This window comes from Sulfurimonas sp., assembly GCF_023229025.1.
Classification (GTDB): domain Bacteria; phylum Campylobacterota; class Campylobacteria; order Campylobacterales; family Sulfurimonadaceae; genus Sulfurimonas.
The window spans coordinates 13,885-35,293 of sequence record NZ_JALOAA010000021.1 but is presented as its reverse complement, the minus strand read 5'-3'; the positions used below and the strand labels follow the sequence as shown (position 1 = coordinate 35,293).

The window sequence follows — 21,409 nt, the reverse complement described above, 5'->3', positions numbered from 1 at the left end:
TTTGGCTTGATAGAAGAGGGTGACAAGATACTAGTGGGACTTAGCGGAGGAAAAGATTCTCTCACACTAGTTCATGCACTAAAAGAGCAGCAGCGCCGAGCACCGTTTAAGTTTGAGTTTATTGCAGCAACGGTTTCATACGGAATGGGAGAGAAGTTCGATAAATTGATTAGGCACTGCAAAGAGCATGAGATACCGCATCTTATACATGATACACAGATATATGAGCTAGCAGAGGAGAAAATAAGAAAAAACTCCTCATTTTGCAGCTTTTTTTCACGCATGAGAAGAGGTTCGCTCTATAGCGCTGCGCAGCAGCATGGATGTAATAAGGTGGCACTAGGTCACCATATGGATGATGCCGCAGAGAGCTTTTTTATGAACTTCATATATAATGGTCAGATGCGCTCGCTTGCCCCAAAATATAGGGCAGAGAACGGTTTAATCGTAATACGCCCTTTAATTCAGATGAGGGAGCGTCAGTTAGCCGCATTTGCACTTGATAATAATATCCCTACTATTGGGGATGAGGCATGTCCTTCAATGAGATTTGATATTAAAATGCCACATGCAAGGGCGAATACAAAAGAGATGCTCTCTAAAATGGAAAAAGAGTTCCCCTCACTTTTTACAAGTTTAAATGCAGCATTTAAAAATATCTCAGTAGAGACATTTTTTGATAAAGAGAGATTTAATATTTAGACTCTATCTTCTCTTCATCTTTTTCAATTTGTGATTTTTTCTCATGTAGAGTTTCATCTCTTAGGGTTTGTAAAAATTCTATCATATTCTCTTGATATGAGATAACATCTCTATCATGTGAAAGTAGAAGTAGTTCTTTTAGTGATTCAATGTCTATCTTTTTGGCATATCTTGGCACAATTTTTAACTCTTTTTGAATATTTGCAACAAGGGTATCTATGTCTAAGCCGTTATCTTCTTTTACTTTTTGAACAAGCTCCTTGGTATTTAACATTAATAAGTTTGCTCTCTCATCATCATTTTTGTATATTTTCATACCAATTTTTTTTATAATAGAGTAGTCATCGGTTTTTATATTTTCATCTGCACAAAGAATTAGTGCAAAGAGTTTTGCACGAAACTCTAAAGAGCTGTGATTATAGACGAATAGTTCACGAAATGCATTAAACAGGTAGTGTTTTATTGTTGATAAGAGCTTCATCTAAGTACCTCATAAAATATTGACACTATTATACCAAAAGCACTCTATAAAGAGTACTATAAAGTATCTATGGCTACTCATTTGGTATAATACATTTTTGATTAATAATCACTATAAATAAGAGATATATGAGGATAACTATATGGGAAGAGCTTTTGAATACAGAAAAGCATCAAAATTAAAGAGATGGGGAGCTATGTCAAAACTGTTTCCTAAATTGGGAAAGATAATTACAATGGCAGCAAAAGAGGGAGGTCCGGATCCTGATATGAATGCTAGGCTTCGTACTGCTATTATCAATGCTAAATCTGAAAATATGCCAAAAGAGAATATAGAAGCAGCAATAAAAAGAGCAACTGCCAAAGACACGGCAAGTATGCTCGAGGTTAGTTTTGAGGGGAAAGCCCCGCATGGGGTACAGCTGTTTATAGAGTGTATGACCGATAATAATACAAGAACAGTCGCAAATGTAAAAAATATACTTACAAAACATGGTGGAGAGATGCTTACAAAGGGCTCTTTGGAGTTTATGTTTGATAGAAAAGCACTATTTGAGTTTGCTTTAAAAGATGATATGGATTTAGAAGAGCTTGAGTTTGAGTTGATAGATGCGGGATTAGAGGAGATAGAAGCGCAAGAAGGCACAGTTTTTGTTACCGGTGATTACACAAGCTTTGGAGCATTAAATAGCGCTTTAGAGGAGAAGGGCATAGAGATTATAAAAGCAAATTTAGAGAGAATGCCAAACTCTCCGATTACAATTACACAAGAGCAGCAAGCAGATATAGATAAAATTTTAGAGAAACTAGAAGATGATGAGGATGTTCAAAAGGTATTTACGAATATAGCGTAATGAGATTTGTAAATGAACACTCCACAGCAACACTAGAGGTTAAGCAATCAAAATTCATTGCTTATCTTCTTCCCTATAGAGACTTTTCTTCTACACTTGAGAAACTAAAGAATGAACACCAAAAAGCTAGACATTTTGTTACCGCTTACAGATATTTTAATGAGCATAATCAAATAGTTGAACACTTTAGTGATGACGGCGAACCAAGAGGAACTTCAGGCAAACCGAGTTTAATGGTCTTGCAAGGTGCAGATATAATAAATAGTGCAGTAATAATTGTCAGATATTTTGGCGGAACAAAACTTGGCACAGGTGGTCTTGTAAGAGCATATAGTGATGCGGTTAATCTTGTTTTGAACTCTTTTGCTGTAAAACTCATAGAGTATCAAGAAGAGATGAGAGTAGATATATCTTTTGAGTACTCAAATATTAGAAAAATAGAGTATGAGTGCCTAGCACATAAAATAGATATATTAGAAAAAATCTTTAATACAAAGAGTATCTATAAGCTAAAAGCAGGCAAAGAGAATATGCAGAAATTTTTAAAAAGTAGTTATAGATTAGTGGAGGTTTTGAAGTAGATATAAGTATCTACCTCTTTTTTATTATCTTCCTTGGACTGCGTTGCCCATATCCCACATCGGTAAAAATATACCAAGAGCAAGAAGAATAACCATAGATGCGATAAGTAGCAGCATAATAGGCTCTATTGCCTCTGAGAGACCATCAATTATTGCATCAAATCTCATCTTATAGTACTCTGCTACTTTATTAATCATAGTATCTAAAGTACCACTATCCTCACCGGCACTTATCATTTGAATAATCATGTTTTCAAATAGCTTTGTATCCTCTAACCCCTCATTTAAAGTAGAACCTTTTTCAACTGCTGCTCGCACCGATGATAGTTTGGCCTTTAGGGGAAGGTTGTCTATCATGGATATTGAAGTGTCAAGCGCTTCGGCAATAGGAATACCTGCACGAATCAACTCTGAAAATACGAGAGTAAAGCGGCTTAATGTAGCAAACTTGATAATGTTTTTTATAAGATATGTTTTTAGCAAAAATTGGTGCCAGCCGTACCTTATGTTTCTATAGTTGTTTATAAGGTACTTAAATACAATAAAAGAGATTATTATAGCTGCTAAAACATATAGTCCATAATTATTAAAAAGATACTCTAGTTTTAAGAGTATAAGCGTAGGCAGAGGAAGTTCGGCATTAAGCTCTTCAAAAATTGCCTTAAACTCAGGAACAACGTACGATATTAAAACAGTAAACGCAATTGCCATGGCTATCATGACGTTTCTTGGATATGCCATGGCCTTTTTGAATTTAATAACATTTGCTCGAATCTCCTCTAACATATCAGCAAGGGAGTAGAGCGCTTCATCCAAATTACCAGTCTTCTCTCCAAGTTGAACCATGGCAATTGTTAAACTACCAAGTTCAAAATGGAAGTTAGCCATTGATTTTGAGAGAGATTGTCCGGAGTTTATATCTTCTGCTAGTTTATTGAAAACAACTTTTAAGTTATGTTCTTGAGTTGACTTAGATATTTCAACTAATGAATCATATATAGAAATACCGGCATTTGTCATAACCGCCAACTGCCTAATAGCAGCAATTAGAGCATCAGGTCTGATTTTTCGTTTTTTAACATTGCTAAGAAGGTCTGATTTGAATCTTTTTAGCCTTGCTTCAAGCGGTTCTTCTTCTTCTGAGACCTTTATTATAATACCTGAATATTTTAATTTTGTAAGCTCATTGGCATGTTTTCTGTCATTAGCATACATTCCTATCTTCTCTTTTTTACCTTTAGTGAGTATAGTTGCTACAAAGTATTTCATTATTTTGCCACCCTTAAAACTTCTTCTAAACTAGTAACACCATCAAGTGCCTTGTTGATTCCATTTTCAAAAAGACCTACAAAACCATCTTCAAGAGCTTGAGCATGCAAAGCTTCAATGGATGCCCCTTTTGCAATTAAAGATGTTATCTTTTCATTGACGCTTAAAACTTCACAAATCATCTCTCTGCCCATATACCCTGTTCCATTGCACTCTTTACACCCCGCTCCGGTATAAAATTTACTATTTTCAGTGACTAAGTGGTTTAACTCTTCTAATGTTGCAGCCGAGATATTCTCTTCTGTTTTACAGTGAAGACATATTTTTCTAACAAGTCTTTGTGCCTGTATAGCTACTAGCGACCCACTGATTAGATATGATGGCACACCCATATCTATCATACGAGTTATCGCACTAATAGAGTCGTTTGTGTGTAGAGTAGATATAACTAAGTGACCGGTTAGAGCCGCTTTAATAGCTATTTCAAGCGTTTCTGAATCACGAATCTCACCAATCATTATTTTATCTGGATCTTGTCTTAGAATGGATCTAAGAGCAGCGGCGAAGGTAAGACCAACTTTAGGATTTACCTGAACTTGCTGAATAAGATTCATTCTATACTCAACGGGATCTTCAACTGTAATAACTTTATCTTCTACATTTCTAAGTTCATTTAATGCACCATAGAGAGTCGTCGTTTTACCGCTTCCCGTTGGACCGGTGACTAGTATGATGCCATAAGGAGTTTTAAGTGCTTTAATAAACTTTTCATAACTCAAATTATCCATACCTGCATCTTCAAGTTTTACAAGAGCTTTTTGTTTATCAAGAACCCTCATGACTATTGATTCCCCATAAAGGATAGGTAGGGTAGATATACGAAAATCATACTCCCTTGATCCGACTAATGTTGAGAAACGACCATCTTGTGGTTTTCTTTTCTCTGCAATATCAAGATTAGAGAGTAGTTTTAATCTTGAGGCAAGAGGTGGATATATATCCTTTTCAAAAATAAAAACCTCTATTAACTTTCCATCTATCCTTGTACGAACTACGCAGTTTTTTTCTGTAGGCTCAATATGTACGTCACTAGCACGACTCTTTATGCAAGATTTTAAAATAACATCTATTAGAAGAAGTATTGATGATGCTTCTTGTTGTTCATCTATAGAGTTTATTGAGTTTAATTCATCTCTAATCTTTCTGACAAGCCCTTTTACGCTATCTTTTATCTCAACTTTAAATAGGTATGATTGAATCTGTTTCTTTGTTGCAACTGCAATTTTAACCGGTTTAGTAGGAAAGAGTCTCTGTACGGACTCATGAGCCTCTATGTTTAGGGGGTCACTAAAAGCAACTGTAATGCTTAGTTCATCTTCAGATATAGGAAGTGCATTATATTTTTTTAGTTGAGCAAGAGAGACTCTTTCTGTTAGCCTATAATCCATATCGATAGAGTCTAAATCTATAAAAAGAAGGTTCTGTTTTTGAGCAAGCTTAAGAAGAACATCCTTCTCTTGAATATAGTCATAGTTGTCAATTATAGAGAGATCATACTCTCCGTTTTGTATTTTATCGACTATAAACCTAACGAGTCTGTCCATAGTCATAAATCCGGATATTGTTATATCTCTAAGTATTAGATTGGTGTCAAGTCCTTTGGCTATTAATCTATCGACTTGACTCCTCATAATGGAGCCATTAGCTAATAAATCTGATGTTATTCTATCCATAATGCCTCCTACCAGTAAATATGTTTTTTTATACTAATTGAATTATAAAACTCTTCAATAATCATTTTATCAATTCTATCATCTTTTGAAATATACAACTTATATTTTAGCTTATTATCGTTCTCATCTTCAAAAATATAAAACTCTTGCGGCTCTTTTTTTTCTAATTTTGTGTAGTAATCAAACACCTTTGATAAAACATAATCTGTTGTAGGCAGATTAAGTGACGATATATCATAATTATCAATCATAGCATGATATAGAAGCTTCTTCTGCATAAGTATTATAGAGAAATATGCAGCATTTGCTCTTGATTCAGGAGAGAGCTTAAGTATTGTTATCGGTACGGACAATCTATCAATATAGTCAACATTTAAGCAAGAAAAACCATATAAAGTTACATACTCCTCATCTTTTGAGTATTTTGTGAAATTTTTAAAACCGATGCTACATGCATCTTTATACTCTTTGTTTTGAAATAGTTCAAGCATCTTCTGTTTTGCATCGGCAAATAGAGTTAATGTTATGAGCATTGTTAATATTACTGTTTTCATCTGAATTTTCCTGATAAAATCTCATCTAATAGCTGCTTTGCTTGTGATGAGTTTGATTGTTTAATGTACTCTCTAAGTGTTTGGATTGCCATCTCTTTTTTACCAAGTTTAACAAGGGATTTTGAAAAAATAATCCAACTCGCTTCTATATCATTGTTTAGTTCATTTGTCGCTAAAGCATAGTTATATGCCTGTTCATAATCTTCTAGTTGATAATATTTTTTTGCAACAAAAAGGCTTAATGCCGGATTGTGATTAATGTTAAATCTTTTTATAACATGTTTAATATCATCCTCTTCATCTCTTCTTTTTATATCAATAGAACTCGATTTTTCTACAGGAGTAATAGACTCTTTTACTTCCTCAATAACAGGTGGCAATATCTCATCTTTTTTTTCAGCGTTGCTCTCTTTTTTTTGAGGGAGTGCTTCTCTTTTTTGCTCTACAGCTACAAGAGTTTTAATTGTCTCTTCTTTTATTGTTGGTGCTTGAGGTTTTATGTTTTTAATAAAATCAAGAGATGGAGATAACAGAACTTTTTCATCTATTGTCTGAACTTCCTCTTCGATTATTGGCATCTCCTGAACTATCTCTTCTGTTTGGTTATCTTCTTTATTAGTCTCATCGCTCTGCAGAGCTATAATGCTTGCATTGTAATCTTCTTTTTTAATCTCTTGTTTTTGTACAATCTGTTTGCTTTTTAGATCTCTTTTTGAGTCAAAATCGTATAGCAAAAAAAATGATACAGCTATAGTTGCAACAGCAACTCCCAAAAGAGTTGCAAAAAATGGAGTATATGATTTTAGTTTATATTTTTTATATCTATTTTCTAGTTCATTAACATTAAGCATTTATTAATCCCGTATGAATTGCGGCCATCTCTATTATTTTTGTTGAAATCTCACTCTTTTTGATTTTATTTGGAGAGTTTTGTGCATAATATAGATATATATCAAAGAGCGTATAGATTAACTTATTTGTTTCTCTATAGTTTCCTTCTGTTAGTTTATGAACTTTTTGTATAGATTTTGAGGTAAACATACTTGCAGTATCAACACAGTTTGCTTTCATAAGCTTTTTTTGAATATATATTTTTAGTTCTGAAGATGAAGCGTTTTGAAGTTTTATACTCTCCCAGATTCTTGTTTGAAAGTGCTCTTTTGCGATAATATCCTCTTTCTCTGTTTTATGAAGAGCAATTACAAACTTGACCTTTCTTGTATCTGAGAGAAGTCTTATCTTCTCCATCATGGGCGTAGAGTATAGCTGAGCTTCATCTAGCATGATAATGGGTACTGCTGCCTCTTTAAGATCTCTATTTTCTACCACTTTCATAAATTGCGTAAAATTTAACTCACCGTCATACTTAATTCCATAGAGATCTTGAGCAAGTGTTTTAAAAAACTCACTTTCATCTAAAACGGGTGTCTTATAGAGATAGGTATCTTGTCTTGAGGCTATATCTTCATAAAGTTTTGATAAAAACATACTCTTTCCGGTACCGGGCTTACCGTATAAAAGTACCATTTTAAGAGGTTTCTCTATAGAATCTTTTAAGGCTTGGTAAATCATAGAGATTCTCTCAAGTTGGATGTAATCTTTAGCATTTACGGTATCTAAAAAAACATCCCTTGAGTTTTCATAGATACTTGGTTTCAATTTTCCTCTCTTGGGCTACTTAAAGGAGACGAATTTGCCGCCTTTGCATTAAGTAAAACATCTTCTGAGAGTCCCTCATATCCTAAGTCAGATAGTGAGAGTTTTTTATCATTTTTGCGAACAATATGGGGCTCAATAACAATTACAAGCTCTTGAGTAATTTTTTGTCTATCTTCATATTTAAATAGATAGTTTAATATAGGTATATCTCCTAAAATAGGGACTTTGTTCATATTAATGTTGTTGCTAGTACTAATTAGACCGCCTAAGATAATTCTATTTCCATTTCTTACGGTAACAACAGATGACAATTGACGTCTGCGAAGATCCGGCGGCATAGTTCTATCTGATGAATCAACTAGAGATATGTCTGAAGCTGTTTCTGATAGTGAAGGATTTACTTTTAATGTTATCATATCATCATCAGAGATTTCAGGTGTAATATCGAGTAAAACACCTGCAAAAACTGACTGAAGATCCTCATTTGTACTCTGTGTTCCACTTGTAGTTCCAGATAGAGTCTCAGTACTTATAATTTTGTAAAAATACTCCGTTCCGGCAGTAATTAGGGCTGCTTGATTGTTAAGCGTTAGAACTTTTGGATTTGATATAGAAGTAACATCCCCTTGAGTTTTAAGAAATTTTATTACTTCATTTAAGTTTCCGCTTGCACTTATCTCTATAAGGTGAGAGTTCTCACTTGCTCCGCCCCCGGCAAGAGCGGTTGTGATTTTACCATCTTCAAACTCTGATACATTTTTATGAAACAGTTTATCTATGCTAATGTCTATATCTTGAAGCTTATAGAGTTGTGACCAATCGACACCCGTAGTTTTGCCATCGCTTAGTGTTACAGAGAGAAGCTGAACATCTATTAATACTTGCAGTTGTACTTTGTCTTGGAGTTTTGTAAGATATTTTTCTAATCTCTCCATCTGCTTTATAGTAGAAGTGACAGTTATAATTCCTGCATTTTTGTTAATGATTGGAGCTTCAGCAACATAAACGTCTTGAGGTCTGTTTAGTACAGATTGAAGCTCTAAGTCAAGATTATGCCAAAACTCTACTTCATCTGAACTATTTATATTCATGCCAGACTTACCTGCCGAACCACCGCCGGCATCTTGAGCAGTGTCTGTAGTCGTAGTTGTAGTGCTCATTGCGGTAGTTGCAGAAGCGACACCTGCACCTTCAGATGAGAGAGTTATATTGGTTTTTGATTCACTCTTTCTTTGTGAGAGGATGTAATCAATATTGAACATTCTCGTCTGTAGATATGAAATCTTTAAAATATTGTTTTCAAGAGTGTATGTAAGATTGTTCTCTTTTAATATAAGGTTTAAGACTTCATCTATAGTTAGATTATTTAAGTTTGTTTTATTTAAAGAGCTATCTAAAAACTTCTGCGCATTTGGATCAGTAACAATAATACTGAATTCACACTCATCGCTGAGCTGCTCTATGAAGTCAATTATCTTTGTATCCTTTGTGGAGCTAATGCTAAAGAGCTCATACGAACAATCAGCCAATGCATTAGCTGATAAGATAAGTGTTAGAAGAGTTGAGTATACTGTTGTTTTTATAAGTTTCATGAATCCGCCCTATTTGTTTTTGAATTTCAGATTTTGATTTCTTTTGATTGTTGATAAAGTAAGCTTTTTAGTGCCATCTTCTAGAGTCACTGTTGTTTTGGTAATATCTGTTACCGTATAGCTGCGTAATTTATCGTTGACCTTATACCAATTTCCATCAATCATAGCCGATGAGTTAATAATTGTACTTAGAGTAAAGCTCTTTTTTACAGGAGCTTTTTGTTCTACTTTAGGAGCATCGACTGCTTTTGAAGGTGTGCTCTTTTTTGAAGAAGTAGATGTCTTTTTAGCATCTTTTTTATCTTTTGACCTGTTTTTTTCTAGAAAAACAAAAGGAGTTGCTATTGATGCAATATTTACACCTTTTCTAGGAGGCTTTATCGCTTCGACCTGCTCATCTACCCACTCTAATTCAGTAGCAAAAAGAGAGTTGCTTAGAGAGAGCGTGAGTAGTATTATTAATGCTGTTTTCATTAGTAAGTAATCCCCCAAACTGAAATATCAAGGTTCGTATCTAGTGTATCTTTAGCTTCTATACTAAAATCATGCACATCAACAACCAATTCACTCTGCTCAAGAGAGTTCATAAACTTAATGGTATCTAGAAAAGCACCCTTGACCTCAAGATTAATATCTAGAACATGACCAAAAGCAGACTCATCGTTTTTAGCGTAACTGTTAACAAAGTTAACTATCTTAATATTATGTTTCTTAGCATTTAAGGAGATAGAGTTAAGATACTCTCCCCATGCTCTCTCATCATAGATAAGCTCTGAAATTGCTTCTATTTTCTTTTTTATGTAGCTGTTTTTTTCTTTTTGAGAAGTAAGCTCAGTTTCAAGTCCTTTTATCTCTTGAGTAAGCATTGCTACTTTTGCTTCGGTGTTGACTTTGAGATAAATTTTGTCTGACTCAATTTTTGTTGTTAGTTCTTGAACTTTTTTCTTAGTAGTTTCAAATTCACTGATAGAGATGTCATAAAACGGATAGGCTAATGCAAAAATAACAACAACAATTAGAGCATAAACAACATAAGTGTCTTTTTGAGATTTTTCCTTAAAAAAATTATCAATTTTTTGCAGGGTCTCTTCTGTCATCAATTTAAGATTCATAATAGACTCACCTTTAATTCACCGAAGTATAATTTTGACTCATTTTCATATGATATCTCAGCTATTGAGAAATGAAACTTTCCTTCATAAACTTTTGTTAAGTATTTAATAAGATCGGTAATCTTTTTGTCATTTGAAGAGACAAGTCCAAGCTTTAGCTCTTTAATAAGGCTACTGCTTTTTTCACTCTCTTTAGCTTCTGAGTAAAAAGCAGACTCTATTTTGACACTATATCTGTTTAAATCTTTTGTTAGCCTATGTATAAGCTCTGCTTTCATAGGGTAGTTTACTTTAACATCATGAATTTTTATAAGTGTATTTTTTTTATCAATATACTCATTTTCTTCTGCAGCAAGAAGCGTTGAGACCTTTGTTTTGTCCGCTTCTCTATTTTTTACAGTTGCTTCTCTTGTGACTTTAATATTGTGAACACTTTTGTACTCATCCTCTAAGAGTTTATGTTGTAGTGACTGCGCATATGTAAGCGTCCAGTATGAAGCGGGGTATAAAAATGCAAGAACAAGCGAAGCAGCAGCAAGTAGAATTGCACGACCGCTAGCTCTTTTTGTAAAACTAGGAGGACGAAAGTAGGTGGTAAAGTTACACTCATATTTGTCTTCTTGAGGAAGAGTTGTGTATATATACATAAGTGAGTGAAAATGATCTACATAGTGATCATCACTTTCAAATCCATAATCAAAGTTAAAGCTGCTACTTTTAATGCTAAGCTCTACTTCAGCCATCTCATCTAATTTTGTTAAAGATTTAAGCTGTGTATCTATATATACACACTCTATCTTTTCTATATCTAGAGCTCTTTTTACATAGGTTAAAATATCGTTAATATTTGAAAAAATCTCTTTATATAGCTTTATAATATGTGACTTGTAAATATTCTCAGTGGTTTTTAGATCTTCATTTGATAAGAAGTTTATGAAATCCTCATACTCAACTAGCTCTCCATAAATTTCACAAAATCTCTCATGCATTTGTAAAAATGAGTAGTTTATAGATTTTGTATATATAAAGTTTTTCTCATTATATATGGTAATAAACGTATCATTTTCCTGAAAATACACAAAACAGTGTACCCCACTACTCTCTATTAAATCTTTAGAGTAAAGAGATTTATAGAGAAGAGGAGAGGGGAGAATATAGTCAACATACTTGACCTTCTCAACTACATCTTTAAATACGTCATCAACTACCATCGGGTCAATTATAAATACATGAAAACTTCTATTCTCCTCCTCTAAGGCATCAAAAGTCTCAATATACTGTAATTGATACATAATGGCTTGGTCAAGCCCAAGTTCATCATACGCTTTGTTGTAGATAGCATCGTATAAATCTTCCTCAGGAATATTTTTACTAACCGATATGTGACTATTTATAAAACTTTTTGTGTTTAGATAAGAGATAACATACTGCTCTTTGGAGTATGTTGCAGAAGTAGTTTCATTTAAAAAGTTTGAAACAGCGCTTACGTAAGCACCCTTGTATGGATTGATAGAAAGCACGTTTGAGAAAGCGTGTTGTTCTTTTTTACTCATTTTCATCATCCTGTATAAAGTGAACTTTGGACATATGGCAAAATTCACTATTTTTATAAAACTCAACCCTGTAAATCCTGTTGTCTACATCTATAGAGTATCTTTTGTCGAAATCTTTAAGTTTAACAGTAACTCCGCTTTCGTCAATCAAACCTTTTGATGTGAATCCAATCACATTTACACGATAACCACTTTGTTTAATAATATTAAAATCGTCATTTACGATAATATCTGAAGTTTTGTCTAATGTTACTTTAACTCCATCAGCAATTACATCAAATTTATCGGCACAAGACTTACCCAATTCAAAATATTGTGGATTTAGAGTTACAATCTTTTTGTTGCCTATATAGACAACAAAACTATTACCCTCTCTAGCAACACTTCCAAGCGGGTTTGAAAACTTAAATACATTACCTTTCGATTTTATCGGAATAAAGCTTAAAGATTTTTTTATATTAGTTAAATTAATAGAAATGTTACCATTTATCTCTAAATCACCGTGCATTTCAAGGAGTTTGGCAATGCTTTTCTCATCTAACTCAAACTCTCGCGTATAGTTTATATCCATTATATTCATAAACTCTTCTATTGCAAGAAGATGGTAAAAGACTTTTTGAGCTAAGGAAGGTAGATTTTTGCTACTCTCTATCGCAAAAGCAGGTTTATTGTGAGTAACTGCATAGTATGTTAAAGAGAGTTGCATTGCTTCGTCATCAAACTTTGTGTTAGTATTTTTTACATCAAATGTATGATGGTCTTCTATTAATCTTTTGTTTATTCTATTTTTTATATCAAGAGCTATTGTATTTAAGTTGCCAAAAGGTTGTGTCTGGCTTAAAGCACACTGATCAATAACACAAGTTTGCCCCCATGCGTTTGGATTAAATATGTTTCCTTTGTCTGTTTTTCTGTAAAATCCATTACCGTCATGTAAGTTTAAGACTAGAGATACCTTTTTTTGTGTAATAATCTCTTTAATCTCCTCAACAATCTCCTTGTCTTTATCGTTATCTTTTATCTTGGCGAATTTTCTATTCATATCTCCATGGATGCCTCTGGAGTTTTTTTGAATGCTATCCGGATTAAGATTAGGTACTATCCATAAGTTGTTTGAATTTATTTTGTAATGAGTTGCTAAAATAGATGCAGAGAAATAAGCACCCGGCTCATTTCCGTGAATACCTCCTATAACAAGAAGAGTTGTCTCTGAATCGGGATTCTCTTTTTTTATAAGTTGAACATTGGCATTTAAGAAAGTAGAGCAGAGGCAGAAGATAAAGAAAAGTTTTATTAAAACATATTTCATCTGTTTCTTCTATTTTTCAGTCAATATACGGATTTTATTATTTTCATCGAGCTCTACGATTAATGTTTTATCTCCGGTAAATTTGAATGTGTCGGATTTATAGAACTCTTTAAAATTTATTTGGTATATATTTGTAGTGTTTGGATATGGAAAAATATTTATATTGTTAAACAAAATAGTTTTTTTCTCAATCTTCTTAAAAACTCTAGTTTTATATTTTTTGAACCTATCTAAGCTCATCCCGTCACTTCTTACAAATGAAGGTGCATAAAAACTGAGGTAACCGTCTATGTCATCATAGATCCAAGTGTATCTCCATAAGTATAGTTGCGACAATATAGATGTAAGCGTCTCTTTTGAGATGTTTTGTTTTATTTTTGTATCATCAATAATTAAGATAGTTTTATCTATATCTATATTTCTATCTAAACACTCTATGCCTGAGTTGTTAATAGCAATACAACCTCTTGTAAACTCATCTCTATCTTCGGGTGGAAGACCATGTAGCCATATACCGGAGCCGTTTTTTCCTCTATATGAGTCATAGATATTCGGATACGAGGTTACAAATGCAAGCGGACCGTAAAATGGATCAAGTTTTGTCTCTTTGGAGAGTTTTTGAGTTATTTTATATATCCCAATAGGGGTTTTGAGATCCCCCTCTCTAACCTTGTCCCCTTTTAGTTTTCCTGTAAAGGCATCATACGCTTTTCTAAAATTAAAGCTTCTGTTCTCATCGAGTGAGTAGAGATGCAGAGTAGACTCTGATTTATCGCATGCAAGAACATTATCATAAGATTCTATATAACCAAAAGTTGTATCCGCCTCTTCTACTATTTTACTCCAGTACTCCTCTTTTGTTAACTCTTTATCCATCTCTTTTTCAATCTGAGTAATGCCGTTTATCCTGTAACTAGTTAAAATATCACTTGCGTAAATATTTAAGCTAATAAGTATGACCAGTAGTAACTTCATGAACTATAACCTACCTCTTTCAAATATGATTTATCTTTACTCCACCCTTTCTTTACAACTACTTGCAAATCTAAAAAGGCTTTTTTGCCGCTAAGGGCTTCAATCTTCTCTCTTGAATATTTACCGATTCTTTTTATAGACTCACCGCCTTTGCCTATGATGATTCCTTTTTGGGACTCTTTCTCTACAATTATAGTAGCAATAATTTTGTCTATATTTTTCTCTTCATAAATTTTCTCAATCAATACATCGGATTCATATGGAATTTCATCACTTACATTTTCAAATACGCCTTCTCTGATAAATCCTGCATATATGTCACGTACAAGTTCGCTTGTCAAATCTTCTGGATCAAAAAGAAACGGCGACTCCGGTAAAAGCTTTGAGATAGTCTCTAAAAGATCCTTATGACCAACTTTTTTTGGTACAGCCATTGGGATAAGTGCTTCAAAATCATCTGAAAACTGGTTGTATTGTGCTATTTTTTTAAATAACTTCTCTTGAGATACTTGATCTATCTTGCTTAGAACTATGATATGTTTTATTTTAGAGTTGTTTAGTTTTAAAAATTTTTCATAATTTTCAACATTGTCGGTAACAGGAGCCAGATAGACGATAAGGTCACAGTCACCCATAGCCTTGAGTGCTTCATCGAGCATAAACTGATTTAAAACCTTCTCTCTCTCATGTAGTCCGGGGGTGTCAACAAAAATGATTTGGGTGTTTTCATGCATAATAATTGCATTTGATCTTTTTCTTGTTGCATTTGCTTTCTGGCTCACCATTGCTATATTTTCTCCCAAAAGTGAGTTCATAAGCGTGCTTTTTCCTGCGTTTGGACGACCGATTAGTGAGACGAATCCTGCTTTAGTCATAATTTTTCCTATAAGATATATCTGGAGAGATCATCATTTTCAACAACTAGATCTAATTTTTCATGCACTAACTCTTGGGTGACAATAAACTCCTTGTCTTTATACTCGTCTGCATTAAAACTTATATCTTCCAAGACCCTTTCAATAACCGTATGAAGTCTTCTTGCGCCAATATCTTCGGTTATCTCATTTGCGCGATGAGCCAGTTTTGCTATTGCTTTTATGGCTTCATCTTCAAAAATAAGCTTCAAGCCTTCAGTGCTTAGCAGTGCTTCATACTGTCTTAGTAGCGAATTTTTAGTTTGAGTAAGTATTTGGTAGAGTGTCTCTTCAGTCAGGGATTCAAGTTCGACTCTAAGAGGGAATCTTCCTTGAAGTTCAGGGATTAGATCGCTTGGCTTGCAGAGGTGAAATGCACCCGCTGCAATAAATAGAATATGGTCGGTATTTATAATTCCATACTTTGTGCTAACGCTGCTGCCTTCGACTATTGGAAGTAGATCTCTTTGAACTCCCTCTTTGCTAGGGTCATTTCTACCTTGTGATTTCTCACTAACTGCTATCTTGTCAATCTCGTCAAGAAAGATAATCCCGCCATCTTCTGCACGCTTAAGTGCCTCTGTATTTATGCTTGTAGAGTCTAGTAGTTTTGCGCTTGCCTCACTTTTTAAGATAGTTTTTGCATCTCTTACGCTTACCTCTTTTTTATTGTCATCCTTGTTCATTTGAGAGAAAACTTTTGAGAACGACTCTTGAACCTTTGCCATCTCAGGCGGTAGGTTTGTGTCATTAAACTCCACATGTATCTTCTCAATCTCAAGCTCTATAATTTTATCATCCATCTCGCCTGAGAGAACTCTTTTTTCCATGGCCTCTAAAAGTCTTTGGTAATCATCTTTTTTACTCTCGCTCGCACCCGAAGGAAGAGGTGGAAGAAGTTTCTCTACTATTTTATTTATAACATAGTTCTCTATCTTCTCTCTGTTTTCTTCCTCTTTCTCAGCTTTTACAATAGAGATTGACGCAATAACCAAATCTCGAACCATTGACTCTACATCGCGTCCTACAAAACCCACTTCTGTGTATTTACTAGCTTCTACTTTGATAAATGGAACTCTCATCATACTTGCTAAACGTCTTGAAATCTCTGTTTTGCCCACACCCGTAGAGCCTATCATGAGAATGTTTTTTGGCATGATATCTTTTTGAAGTTCGGGGCTAAGTTGCATTCTTCTATATCTAGTTCTAAGGGCTAGTGCGATTGTTTTTTTTGCATTATGCTGCGAGATGACATATTTGTCTAGATACTCAACAATCTCTTTTGGTGTTAAATTCACTTTGCCTCTCCCTCTAGTATAAGAGTTTTTATATTGTGGTTAGTGTATATACACAAATCTGCTGCAATAGAGAGGCTTTGATGTACCAGCTCCTCTTCATCCATTTCTGTATGCTTTTTTAGCGCACGTGCTGCAGATATAGCAAAGTTTCCACCACTCCCGATAGAGGCGATTTCGCCATCTTCGGGCTCTACGACATCGCCGTTTCCTGTGAGTATAAAAATATGCTCATTATTTAAAACTATCATCATAGCTTCAAGTCGTCTTAGAACTTTATCTTTTCTCCATGCTTTAGAGAACTCTATGACCGATTTTAAAATATCGCCTTTTTTTGCCTCTAGAAAATCTTCAAACATATCAAAGAGGTTAAAAGCATCAGCCGTACTTCCTGCGAAACCGGCTAAGATTTTTCCGTTATGCAGGGTGCGGATTTTTGTTGCATTAGCTTTTAAGACGCTATTTCCAAAGGTAACTTGACCGTCACCGCCGATTACAGCTTTGCTTTTACCTCTATAGGCGAGTATCGTAGTTGCGTCAAACATTATTCGCCTACAACATCAATATGTAGTGTTGCATGAACTGCATGACCTAGCTTAAGATCTAACTCATGCTTACCGACTGTTTTAATAGTAGTTTTATCTGTAATATCTTTTTTATCTATCTGGACATCGTGCTGTTCTAGTAGTGCTGTGGCAACTTCATCTTTTGTTATTGAGCCAAAGAGGTGACCGTTTTGTCCAATTTTTTTAGTGATGACAATTTCTAGTTTATCAAGTTTTACAGCTAGTTCTTTTAAGCTTGCAATCTCTTTTTTTAAATTTTCTGCTGCTAATCTTTGACTCTCTTTGTGCTCTTCTAGAATCTCTGCTGTTGCATGTTTTGCAAACCCTTTTTTTATTAAAAAGTTTTGACCGTAACCATCTTTGACCTCTTTAACTTCGCCTGCTTTGCCCAAAGCTTTGACATCTTTTATTAATAGCACTTTCATTTTTTCTCCTTACCTCTTGATTTCGCCGCTGTATGAGATGATGCCATGAGTAAGATTTCCAATTTTTGAATACCCCATGTCATTTAAAATTCTAGCACAATGAGCGCTTCTGCTTCCTACATGGCAGTAGAGAATAATATTTTCATCTTTGTTTAGTTTAGCATCCTCTAAAGCCGCAAAAAAACTGCTAGTAGGAACAAGTTTATCAGCACCCTCTATATGACCCATCTGCCACTCCATATGCTCACGAACATCTACGAGTTTAAAATCTATCATGCCTAGTTCTCTTGCTTCAAGAAGAGAGACAAGCTCATCTGCATCAAGTTCTCTTTCGTTTAGTAAAACTTTTGCTTCTTCTTGGGTTAAGCCACGTGAGTGGCTATGAACTACCTCTTGTATTCCCATTTCCGCTTTTTTATTTTCTGCATACTCAGGTGTACAGTATATCCCACAATGACATACGCCATCTTCAGGAATCTCTTTCTCAATTGCCGGCTTACATGGACAGATTCTATCTTCTACACTTCTTGGTTTACCATCAACAACTTCAACCATAAAACATGGGCAAAAACGCTTTTTGTACATAAGCTTGTTTCTTGCAAGACCCATCTGTACACCCTCATTGACTTCTTCTTGCGGATTGTAAACCCAACCAAACTGCTTGTTTACTTTATCTGTAAATTTTATAGTTTTTTGCATTTCATCCTGAAATTCTTGAGAGTTCATATCTATTTTAATTATGCTCATGTTTTTTCCTCGTAAGATAAATAGTTATTTTTTTCTAGCTTTGCCTTCAATAATGAAGCGAAGTGCATTTAGTTTAATAAATCCGGCAGCGTCTTTTTGATCATAGACGGCATCCTCTTCAAATGTAGAGTACTCAGGGTTAAAGAGTGAACACTCAGATGAGCGCCCTACAACTACTACATTTCCTTTATAGAGCTTTAGCTTTACTGTTCCGTTTACATTCTCTTGTGTTTTGTCAATTGCCGCTTGAAGCATTTCACGCTCTGGAGCAAACCAAAAACCGTTATAGATTAGCTTCGCATATTTAGGCATTAACTCATCTTTTAAGTGCGCCTCTTCACGGTCAAGCGTGATAGATTCGATAGCACGGTGGGCTTTTAGCATAATTGTTCCACCCGGTGTTTCATAGCATCCACGGCTCTTCATTCCGACAAATCTATTTTCAACTATATCTACGCGACCGACTCCATGTTTGTTTGCTAATTTATTGAGCGCCTCAAGCATTGTTGCAGGGCTTAACTCCTCGCCATTTAGTGAGATAGGATCGCCGTTTTCGTATCCAATAGTTATATATTCGGGGGTATTTGGAGCATCTTCGGGTTTTGTCGTCCATAGCCACATACTATCTTCAGGCTCAGCATTAGGGTCTTCTAGTATACCGCCTTCATAAGAGATATGAAGTAGATTTGCATCCATAGAGTATGGAGATTTTTTACCTTTTTTCTCGATTTGTATACCATGTTCTGCAGCATAAGCCAAAAGCTTCTCTCTTGAGTTTAAATCCCACTCTCTCCATGGAGCAATAATCGTTAAGGTGGAGTCTTTGCCTAAGTAACCCATCTCAAATCTTACTTGGTCGTTTCCTTTTCCTGTTGCGCCATGACTAACAGCGTCAGCTCCGGTAATATGAGCAATCTCAACCTGCCTTTTTGCTATAAGCGGTCTTGCTATAGAAGTTCCTAAAAGATACTCCCCCTCATAGATTGCATTTGCTCTAAACATAGGGAAAACATAATCTTTTACAAACTCTTCTCTTAAATCTTCAATAAATATATTTTCAGGTTTGATGCCGAGTGAAAGTGCTTTAGCGCGAGCAGGTTCAACCTCTTCGCCTTGACCGATATCGGCAGTAAAAGTAACAACTTCACATTTATACTCATCTTGTAGCCATTTTAAAATAACACTAGTATCAAGTCCGCCTGAGTATGCTAAAACTACTTTTTTAACCTCTTTTTTCATGTAGAAACCCTTCTTAAGCAAAATAATTAGCGCGATTTTACTACAAGAAGTATTAAAGAATGGTTAGTGAAATTATAGGAGCAAAAAATTATTGAGCGTAGTAAGGTGTATAAAACAGGTTCAAAAGGGTTTTTCTTTACCCTTTTGAATCAAAAAGAATGCCTGAGACTTCTTTCATTTTAGGTAAGAAACCGATAGCTTCTTCGGCAGGAAATCTTCTTATCATCTTGCTTGTTTCTGCCTCTATAACAGATACATAAAAAATATCTTGCATGTCAACACCAAACTTTACATTAGTAGTCATTGGTGCAAGTGCCTTGTTTAGTTGATCTACCAAATCCTGCACTTGCTCTTTTGAGTCTATCTTTTTGCTACTGTTCTCTTCTTGTATCTCTTTGACAACATTTACTTGTTTTGGCTGCTCTACTTGATGCGTCTGAGTTGTTACAACTCCTTGACTCTCTTGTTGAGATATTTGTGATTGTTGCTGTTTTGCTACATTAGTTATGCCATCCATGACTTACTCCTTTTAGAGAATATTATTAAACAGCAAATCGACATAAAAAAAAATAACTTTAGCGAAGTAGAAAAAAACAACTTTTTTTGCTTTGAAATTATGATAATCTTGCATTTATGAAACAATATATCAAGTTATTAAAATCAGAAACAGTTTTAAGAAAACTCTCTTTTATACAGCTAATCGCATATTTTGGGGCATGGTTTAGTAATGTTGCAATCTATACGCTTCTTTTGGAGATGAAAGTAGCTCCTGAAGTTGTTGCATTTACTGCCATGCTTCATTTTCTCTCAGGAATAATACAGGCTCCGCTCTCCGGCTCTATAATTGACAGCGTCAAACCAAAAAAACTTATGTTAACTTTAATAACAGTTGAGATTTTTGCAACACTTTTTCTGGTTTTTGTAAATGATTTATCAGATTTATGGCTTCTCTATACGCTTGTCTTTATTAAGATGGCGGCAGCTAGTTTTTACTTCACGACTGAGATGTCGCTTTTGCCAAAACTCTTAGGCGGAGAAAAATTACAAAAAGCAAATGAACTCCACTCAATAATATGGTCTCTTTCTTACACCTTAGGAATGGCACTTAGCGGCTTTGTTGTTTATTTACTTGGAGTAAAGATAGCATTTATACTTGATGCCGGTATGTTTGTCGTTGCTTTTTTACTGCTTTATAGAGTTAATATTGAAGTGGAATTTATTAAGAGCAAAGAGAGTTTTATTCAGATGGTAGGAGATAGCTTTAGGTACTTTAAGAGAACGCCACAAGCCGTTCATCTAATGATAATGCACTCATTTGTAGGACTTACTGCTTTTGATGCGTTAGTAGCACTAATGGTAGATAAATATTACGCCTCAATCATTGCAACTTCTCTTGCACTTGGACTTATACACGCTTCAAGAGCGATCGGTTTGATTATAGGACCAATAATTTTTGGAAACTGGATAAACAACAAAAGGTTGGTAAATGTTTTTATTTTTCAGGCATTTGCAATTTGGCTCTGGGCATACCTTATGGATGATTTTTATATGTCTCTGTTTGCAAGTGTAATTGTGGGGCTATTTACTACAACACTATGGTCTTACACATACACGCTGCTTCAAAAAAATATAGAATCTAAGTATTACGGTAGAATCGTAGCATACAATGATATGCTCTTTTTGACAGTAGCTACATTTACATCTTTTATGATAGGTTTTTTGGCAACAAAAGGAGTTACGTTAGAGTTTATAACAATATTGCTAGGCTTTGGGTTTATATTTGGTGCAATCTACTTTAGATGGGTACTGAAGACCCAAAATATCAAAGAGGTAAAAAATTAAATACGAGG

23 protein-coding genes are annotated in these 21,409 nt (G+C 34.6%); 4 read left to right on the top strand and 19 right to left on the bottom strand.

The features are described 5' to 3' along the window. A partial coding sequence (locus M0Q20_RS06735; RefSeq protein ID WP_295059642.1) for an ATP-binding protein occupies window positions 1–702 on the top strand: 702 nt, incomplete at its 5' end. Here M0Q20_RS06735 and M0Q20_RS06730 read toward each other — a convergent pair. Continuing rightward, window positions 692–1,183 carry a hypothetical protein gene (locus tag M0Q20_RS06730; RefSeq protein ID WP_295059639.1) on the bottom strand — a complete coding sequence of 164 codons (492 nt, stop codon included), beginning with the start codon at window positions 1,181–1,183 and terminating at the stop codon, window positions 692–694. The two genes, M0Q20_RS06735 and M0Q20_RS06730, sit on opposite strands and share 11 nt — an antisense overlap. A gap of 142 nt (window positions 1,184–1,325) precedes the next feature. On the opposite strand from M0Q20_RS06730, the gene M0Q20_RS06725 reads away from it, so the two are divergent. Both M0Q20_RS06725 and M0Q20_RS06720 read left to right on the top strand, forming a co-directional pair. Continuing rightward, window positions 1,326–2,036: a YebC/PmpR family DNA-binding transcriptional regulator gene (locus M0Q20_RS06725; RefSeq protein ID WP_295059637.1), complete on the top strand. Its 711-nt coding sequence runs from the start codon at window positions 1,326–1,328 to the stop codon at window positions 2,034–2,036. After that, a complete protein-coding gene (locus tag M0Q20_RS06720; RefSeq protein WP_295059635.1) occupies window positions 2,036–2,617 on the top strand; it encodes a YigZ family protein in 582 nt (193 codons plus the stop codon). Before M0Q20_RS06725 ends, M0Q20_RS06720 begins: the two co-directional genes overlap by 1 nt. 24 nt (window positions 2,618–2,641) lie before the next feature. On the opposite strand, the gene M0Q20_RS06715 is transcribed toward M0Q20_RS06720, so the two are convergent. The 18 genes from M0Q20_RS06715 to M0Q20_RS06630 all read right to left on the bottom strand — a co-directional run bounded on the left by M0Q20_RS06715 (window position 2,642) and on the right by M0Q20_RS06630 (window position 20,076). Then, the gene (locus M0Q20_RS06715; protein ID WP_295059632.1) at window positions 2,642–3,886 is read right to left on the bottom strand and encodes a type II secretion system F family protein; all 1,245 of its coding nucleotides are present in this window, start codon (window positions 3,884–3,886) and stop codon (window positions 2,642–2,644) included. Then, a complete protein-coding gene (locus M0Q20_RS06710) occupies window positions 3,886–5,619 on the bottom strand; it encodes a GspE/PulE family protein (protein ID WP_295059629.1) in 1,734 nt (577 codons plus the stop codon). The genes M0Q20_RS06715 and M0Q20_RS06710 overlap by 1 nt, the downstream gene beginning before the upstream one ends. An 8-nt stretch (window positions 5,620–5,627) precedes the next feature. After that, complete coding sequence (locus M0Q20_RS06705; RefSeq protein ID WP_295059626.1) at window positions 5,628–6,173, bottom strand: hypothetical protein; 546 nt, start codon at window positions 6,171–6,173, stop codon at window positions 5,628–5,630. Next, window positions 6,170–7,024: a hypothetical protein gene (locus M0Q20_RS06700; RefSeq protein ID WP_295059623.1), complete on the bottom strand. Its 855-nt coding sequence runs from the start codon at window positions 7,022–7,024 to the stop codon at window positions 6,170–6,172. Before M0Q20_RS06700 ends, M0Q20_RS06705 begins: the two co-directional genes overlap by 4 nt. Then, the gene (locus M0Q20_RS06695; RefSeq protein WP_295059620.1) at window positions 7,017–7,832 is read right to left on the bottom strand and encodes an ATP-binding protein; all 816 of its coding nucleotides are present in this window, start codon (window positions 7,830–7,832) and stop codon (window positions 7,017–7,019) included. The genes M0Q20_RS06700 and M0Q20_RS06695 overlap by 8 nt, the downstream gene beginning before the upstream one ends. Further along, complete coding sequence (gene mshL / locus M0Q20_RS06690; protein WP_295059617.1) at window positions 7,829–9,424, bottom strand: pilus (MSHA type) biogenesis protein MshL; 1,596 nt, start codon at window positions 9,422–9,424, stop codon at window positions 7,829–7,831. The genes M0Q20_RS06695 and mshL overlap by 4 nt, the downstream gene beginning before the upstream one ends. 9 nt (window positions 9,425–9,433) lie before the next feature. Further along, window positions 9,434–9,898, bottom strand: coding sequence for a hypothetical protein (locus M0Q20_RS06685; RefSeq protein WP_295059615.1), 465 nt, complete (start codon window positions 9,896–9,898; stop codon window positions 9,434–9,436). Continuing rightward, window positions 9,898–10,536, bottom strand: a complete 639-nt coding sequence (gene pilO, locus M0Q20_RS06680; protein WP_295059612.1) for a type 4a pilus biogenesis protein PilO — start codon at window positions 10,534–10,536, stop codon at window positions 9,898–9,900. The genes M0Q20_RS06685 and pilO overlap by 1 nt, the downstream gene beginning before the upstream one ends. Then, complete coding sequence (locus tag M0Q20_RS06675) at window positions 10,533–12,089, bottom strand: hypothetical protein (protein WP_295059609.1); 1,557 nt, start codon at window positions 12,087–12,089, stop codon at window positions 10,533–10,535. The genes pilO and M0Q20_RS06675 overlap by 4 nt, the downstream gene beginning before the upstream one ends. Then, the gene (locus tag M0Q20_RS06670; protein ID WP_295059606.1) at window positions 12,082–13,398 is read right to left on the bottom strand and encodes a M99 family carboxypeptidase catalytic domain-containing protein; all 1,317 of its coding nucleotides are present in this window, start codon (window positions 13,396–13,398) and stop codon (window positions 12,082–12,084) included. Before M0Q20_RS06670 ends, M0Q20_RS06675 begins: the two co-directional genes overlap by 8 nt. Window positions 13,399–13,407: 9 nt before the next feature. Beyond that, a complete protein-coding gene (locus tag M0Q20_RS06665) occupies window positions 13,408–14,373 on the bottom strand; it encodes a L,D-transpeptidase family protein (RefSeq protein ID WP_295059603.1) in 966 nt (321 codons plus the stop codon). Next, the gene (gene era / locus M0Q20_RS06660; protein ID WP_295059601.1) at window positions 14,370–15,248 is read right to left on the bottom strand and encodes a GTPase Era; all 879 of its coding nucleotides are present in this window, start codon (window positions 15,246–15,248) and stop codon (window positions 14,370–14,372) included. Before era ends, M0Q20_RS06665 begins: the two co-directional genes overlap by 4 nt. 8 nt (window positions 15,249–15,256) lie before the next feature. After that, window positions 15,257–16,585, bottom strand: coding sequence for an HslU--HslV peptidase ATPase subunit (gene hslU / locus M0Q20_RS06655; protein WP_295059598.1), 1,329 nt, complete (start codon window positions 16,583–16,585; stop codon window positions 15,257–15,259). Continuing rightward, a complete protein-coding gene (gene hslV / locus M0Q20_RS06650; protein ID WP_295059596.1) occupies window positions 16,582–17,127 on the bottom strand; it encodes an ATP-dependent protease subunit HslV in 546 nt (181 codons plus the stop codon). Before hslV ends, hslU begins: the two co-directional genes overlap by 4 nt. After that, window positions 17,127–17,573, bottom strand: a complete 447-nt coding sequence (rplI, locus tag M0Q20_RS06645) for a 50S ribosomal protein L9 (protein ID WP_295059594.1) — start codon at window positions 17,571–17,573, stop codon at window positions 17,127–17,129. Before rplI ends, hslV begins: the two co-directional genes overlap by 1 nt. A 9-nt stretch (window positions 17,574–17,582) precedes the next feature. Further along, window positions 17,583–18,320: a ferredoxin-thioredoxin reductase catalytic domain-containing protein gene (locus tag M0Q20_RS06640; protein WP_295059592.1), complete on the bottom strand. Its 738-nt coding sequence runs from the start codon at window positions 18,318–18,320 to the stop codon at window positions 17,583–17,585. Window positions 18,321–18,344: 24 nt separating this feature from the next. Next, a complete protein-coding gene (locus tag M0Q20_RS06635; RefSeq protein WP_295059590.1) occupies window positions 18,345–19,559 on the bottom strand; it encodes an argininosuccinate synthase in 1,215 nt (404 codons plus the stop codon). Between the two features lie 136 nt (window positions 19,560–19,695). Beyond that, entirely contained in the window at window positions 19,696–20,076 is a 381-nt protein-coding gene (locus M0Q20_RS06630; protein ID WP_295059589.1) for a flagellar protein FlaG, read from the bottom strand. Between the two features lie 116 nt (window positions 20,077–20,192). On the opposite strand from M0Q20_RS06630, the gene M0Q20_RS06625 reads away from it, so the two are divergent. Next, window positions 20,193–21,401: an MFS transporter gene (locus tag M0Q20_RS06625; RefSeq protein ID WP_295059587.1), complete on the top strand. Its 1,209-nt coding sequence runs from the start codon at window positions 20,193–20,195 to the stop codon at window positions 21,399–21,401. Window positions 21,402–21,409: the final 8 nt, after the last annotated feature.

Bases quoted from the DNA above. Each gene is read 5' to 3' on its own strand.
- era (WP_295059601.1), bottom strand. From the start codon at position 15,248: ATGACTAAAGCAGGATTCGTCTCACTAATCGGTCGTCCAAACGCAGGA.
- M0Q20_RS06700 (WP_295059623.1), bottom strand. From the start codon at position 7,024: ATGCTTAATGTTAATGAACTAGAAAATAGATATAAAAAATATAAACTA.
- mshL (WP_295059617.1), bottom strand. From the start codon at position 9,424: ATGAAACTTATAAAAACAACAGTATACTCAACTCTTCTAACACTTATC.
- rplI (WP_295059594.1), bottom strand. From the start codon at position 17,573: ATGAAAGTGCTATTAATAAAAGATGTCAAAGCTTTGGGCAAAGCAGGC.
- M0Q20_RS06715 (WP_295059632.1), bottom strand. From the start codon at position 3,886: ATGAAATACTTTGTAGCAACTATACTCACTAAAGGTAAAAAAGAGAAG.
- pilO (WP_295059612.1), bottom strand. From the start codon at position 10,536: ATGAATCTTAAATTGATGACAGAAGAGACCCTGCAAAAAATTGATAAT.
- M0Q20_RS06665 (WP_295059603.1), bottom strand. From the start codon at position 14,373: ATGAAGTTACTACTGGTCATACTTATTAGCTTAAATATTTACGCAAGT.
- hslV (WP_295059596.1), bottom strand. From the start codon at position 17,127: ATGTTTGACGCAACTACGATACTCGCCTATAGAGGTAAAAGCAAAGCT.
- M0Q20_RS06720 (WP_295059635.1), top strand. From the start codon at position 2,036: ATGAGATTTGTAAATGAACACTCCACAGCAACACTAGAGGTTAAGCAA.
- M0Q20_RS06725 (WP_295059637.1), top strand. From the start codon at position 1,326: ATGGGAAGAGCTTTTGAATACAGAAAAGCATCAAAATTAAAGAGATGG.
- M0Q20_RS06685 (WP_295059615.1), bottom strand. From the start codon at position 9,898: ATGAAAACAGCATTAATAATACTACTCACGCTCTCTCTAAGCAACTCT.
- M0Q20_RS06710 (WP_295059629.1), bottom strand. From the start codon at position 5,619: ATGGATAGAATAACATCAGATTTATTAGCTAATGGCTCCATTATGAGG.
- M0Q20_RS06675 (WP_295059609.1), bottom strand. From the start codon at position 12,089: ATGAGTAAAAAAGAACAACACGCTTTCTCAAACGTGCTTTCTATCAAT.
- M0Q20_RS06625 (WP_295059587.1), top strand. From the start codon at position 20,193: ATGAAACAATATATCAAGTTATTAAAATCAGAAACAGTTTTAAGAAAA.
- M0Q20_RS06640 (WP_295059592.1), bottom strand. From the start codon at position 18,320: ATGAGCATAATTAAAATAGATATGAACTCTCAAGAATTTCAGGATGAA.
- M0Q20_RS06705 (WP_295059626.1), bottom strand. From the start codon at position 6,173: ATGAAAACAGTAATATTAACAATGCTCATAACATTAACTCTATTTGCC.
- M0Q20_RS06630 (WP_295059589.1), bottom strand. From the start codon at position 20,076: ATGGATGGCATAACTAATGTAGCAAAACAGCAACAATCACAAATATCT.
- M0Q20_RS06670 (WP_295059606.1), bottom strand. From the start codon at position 13,398: ATGAAATATGTTTTAATAAAACTTTTCTTTATCTTCTGCCTCTGCTCT.
- M0Q20_RS06635 (WP_295059590.1), bottom strand. From the start codon at position 19,559: ATGAAAAAAGAGGTTAAAAAAGTAGTTTTAGCATACTCAGGCGGACTT.
- M0Q20_RS06730 (WP_295059639.1), bottom strand. From the start codon at position 1,183: ATGAAGCTCTTATCAACAATAAAACACTACCTGTTTAATGCATTTCGT.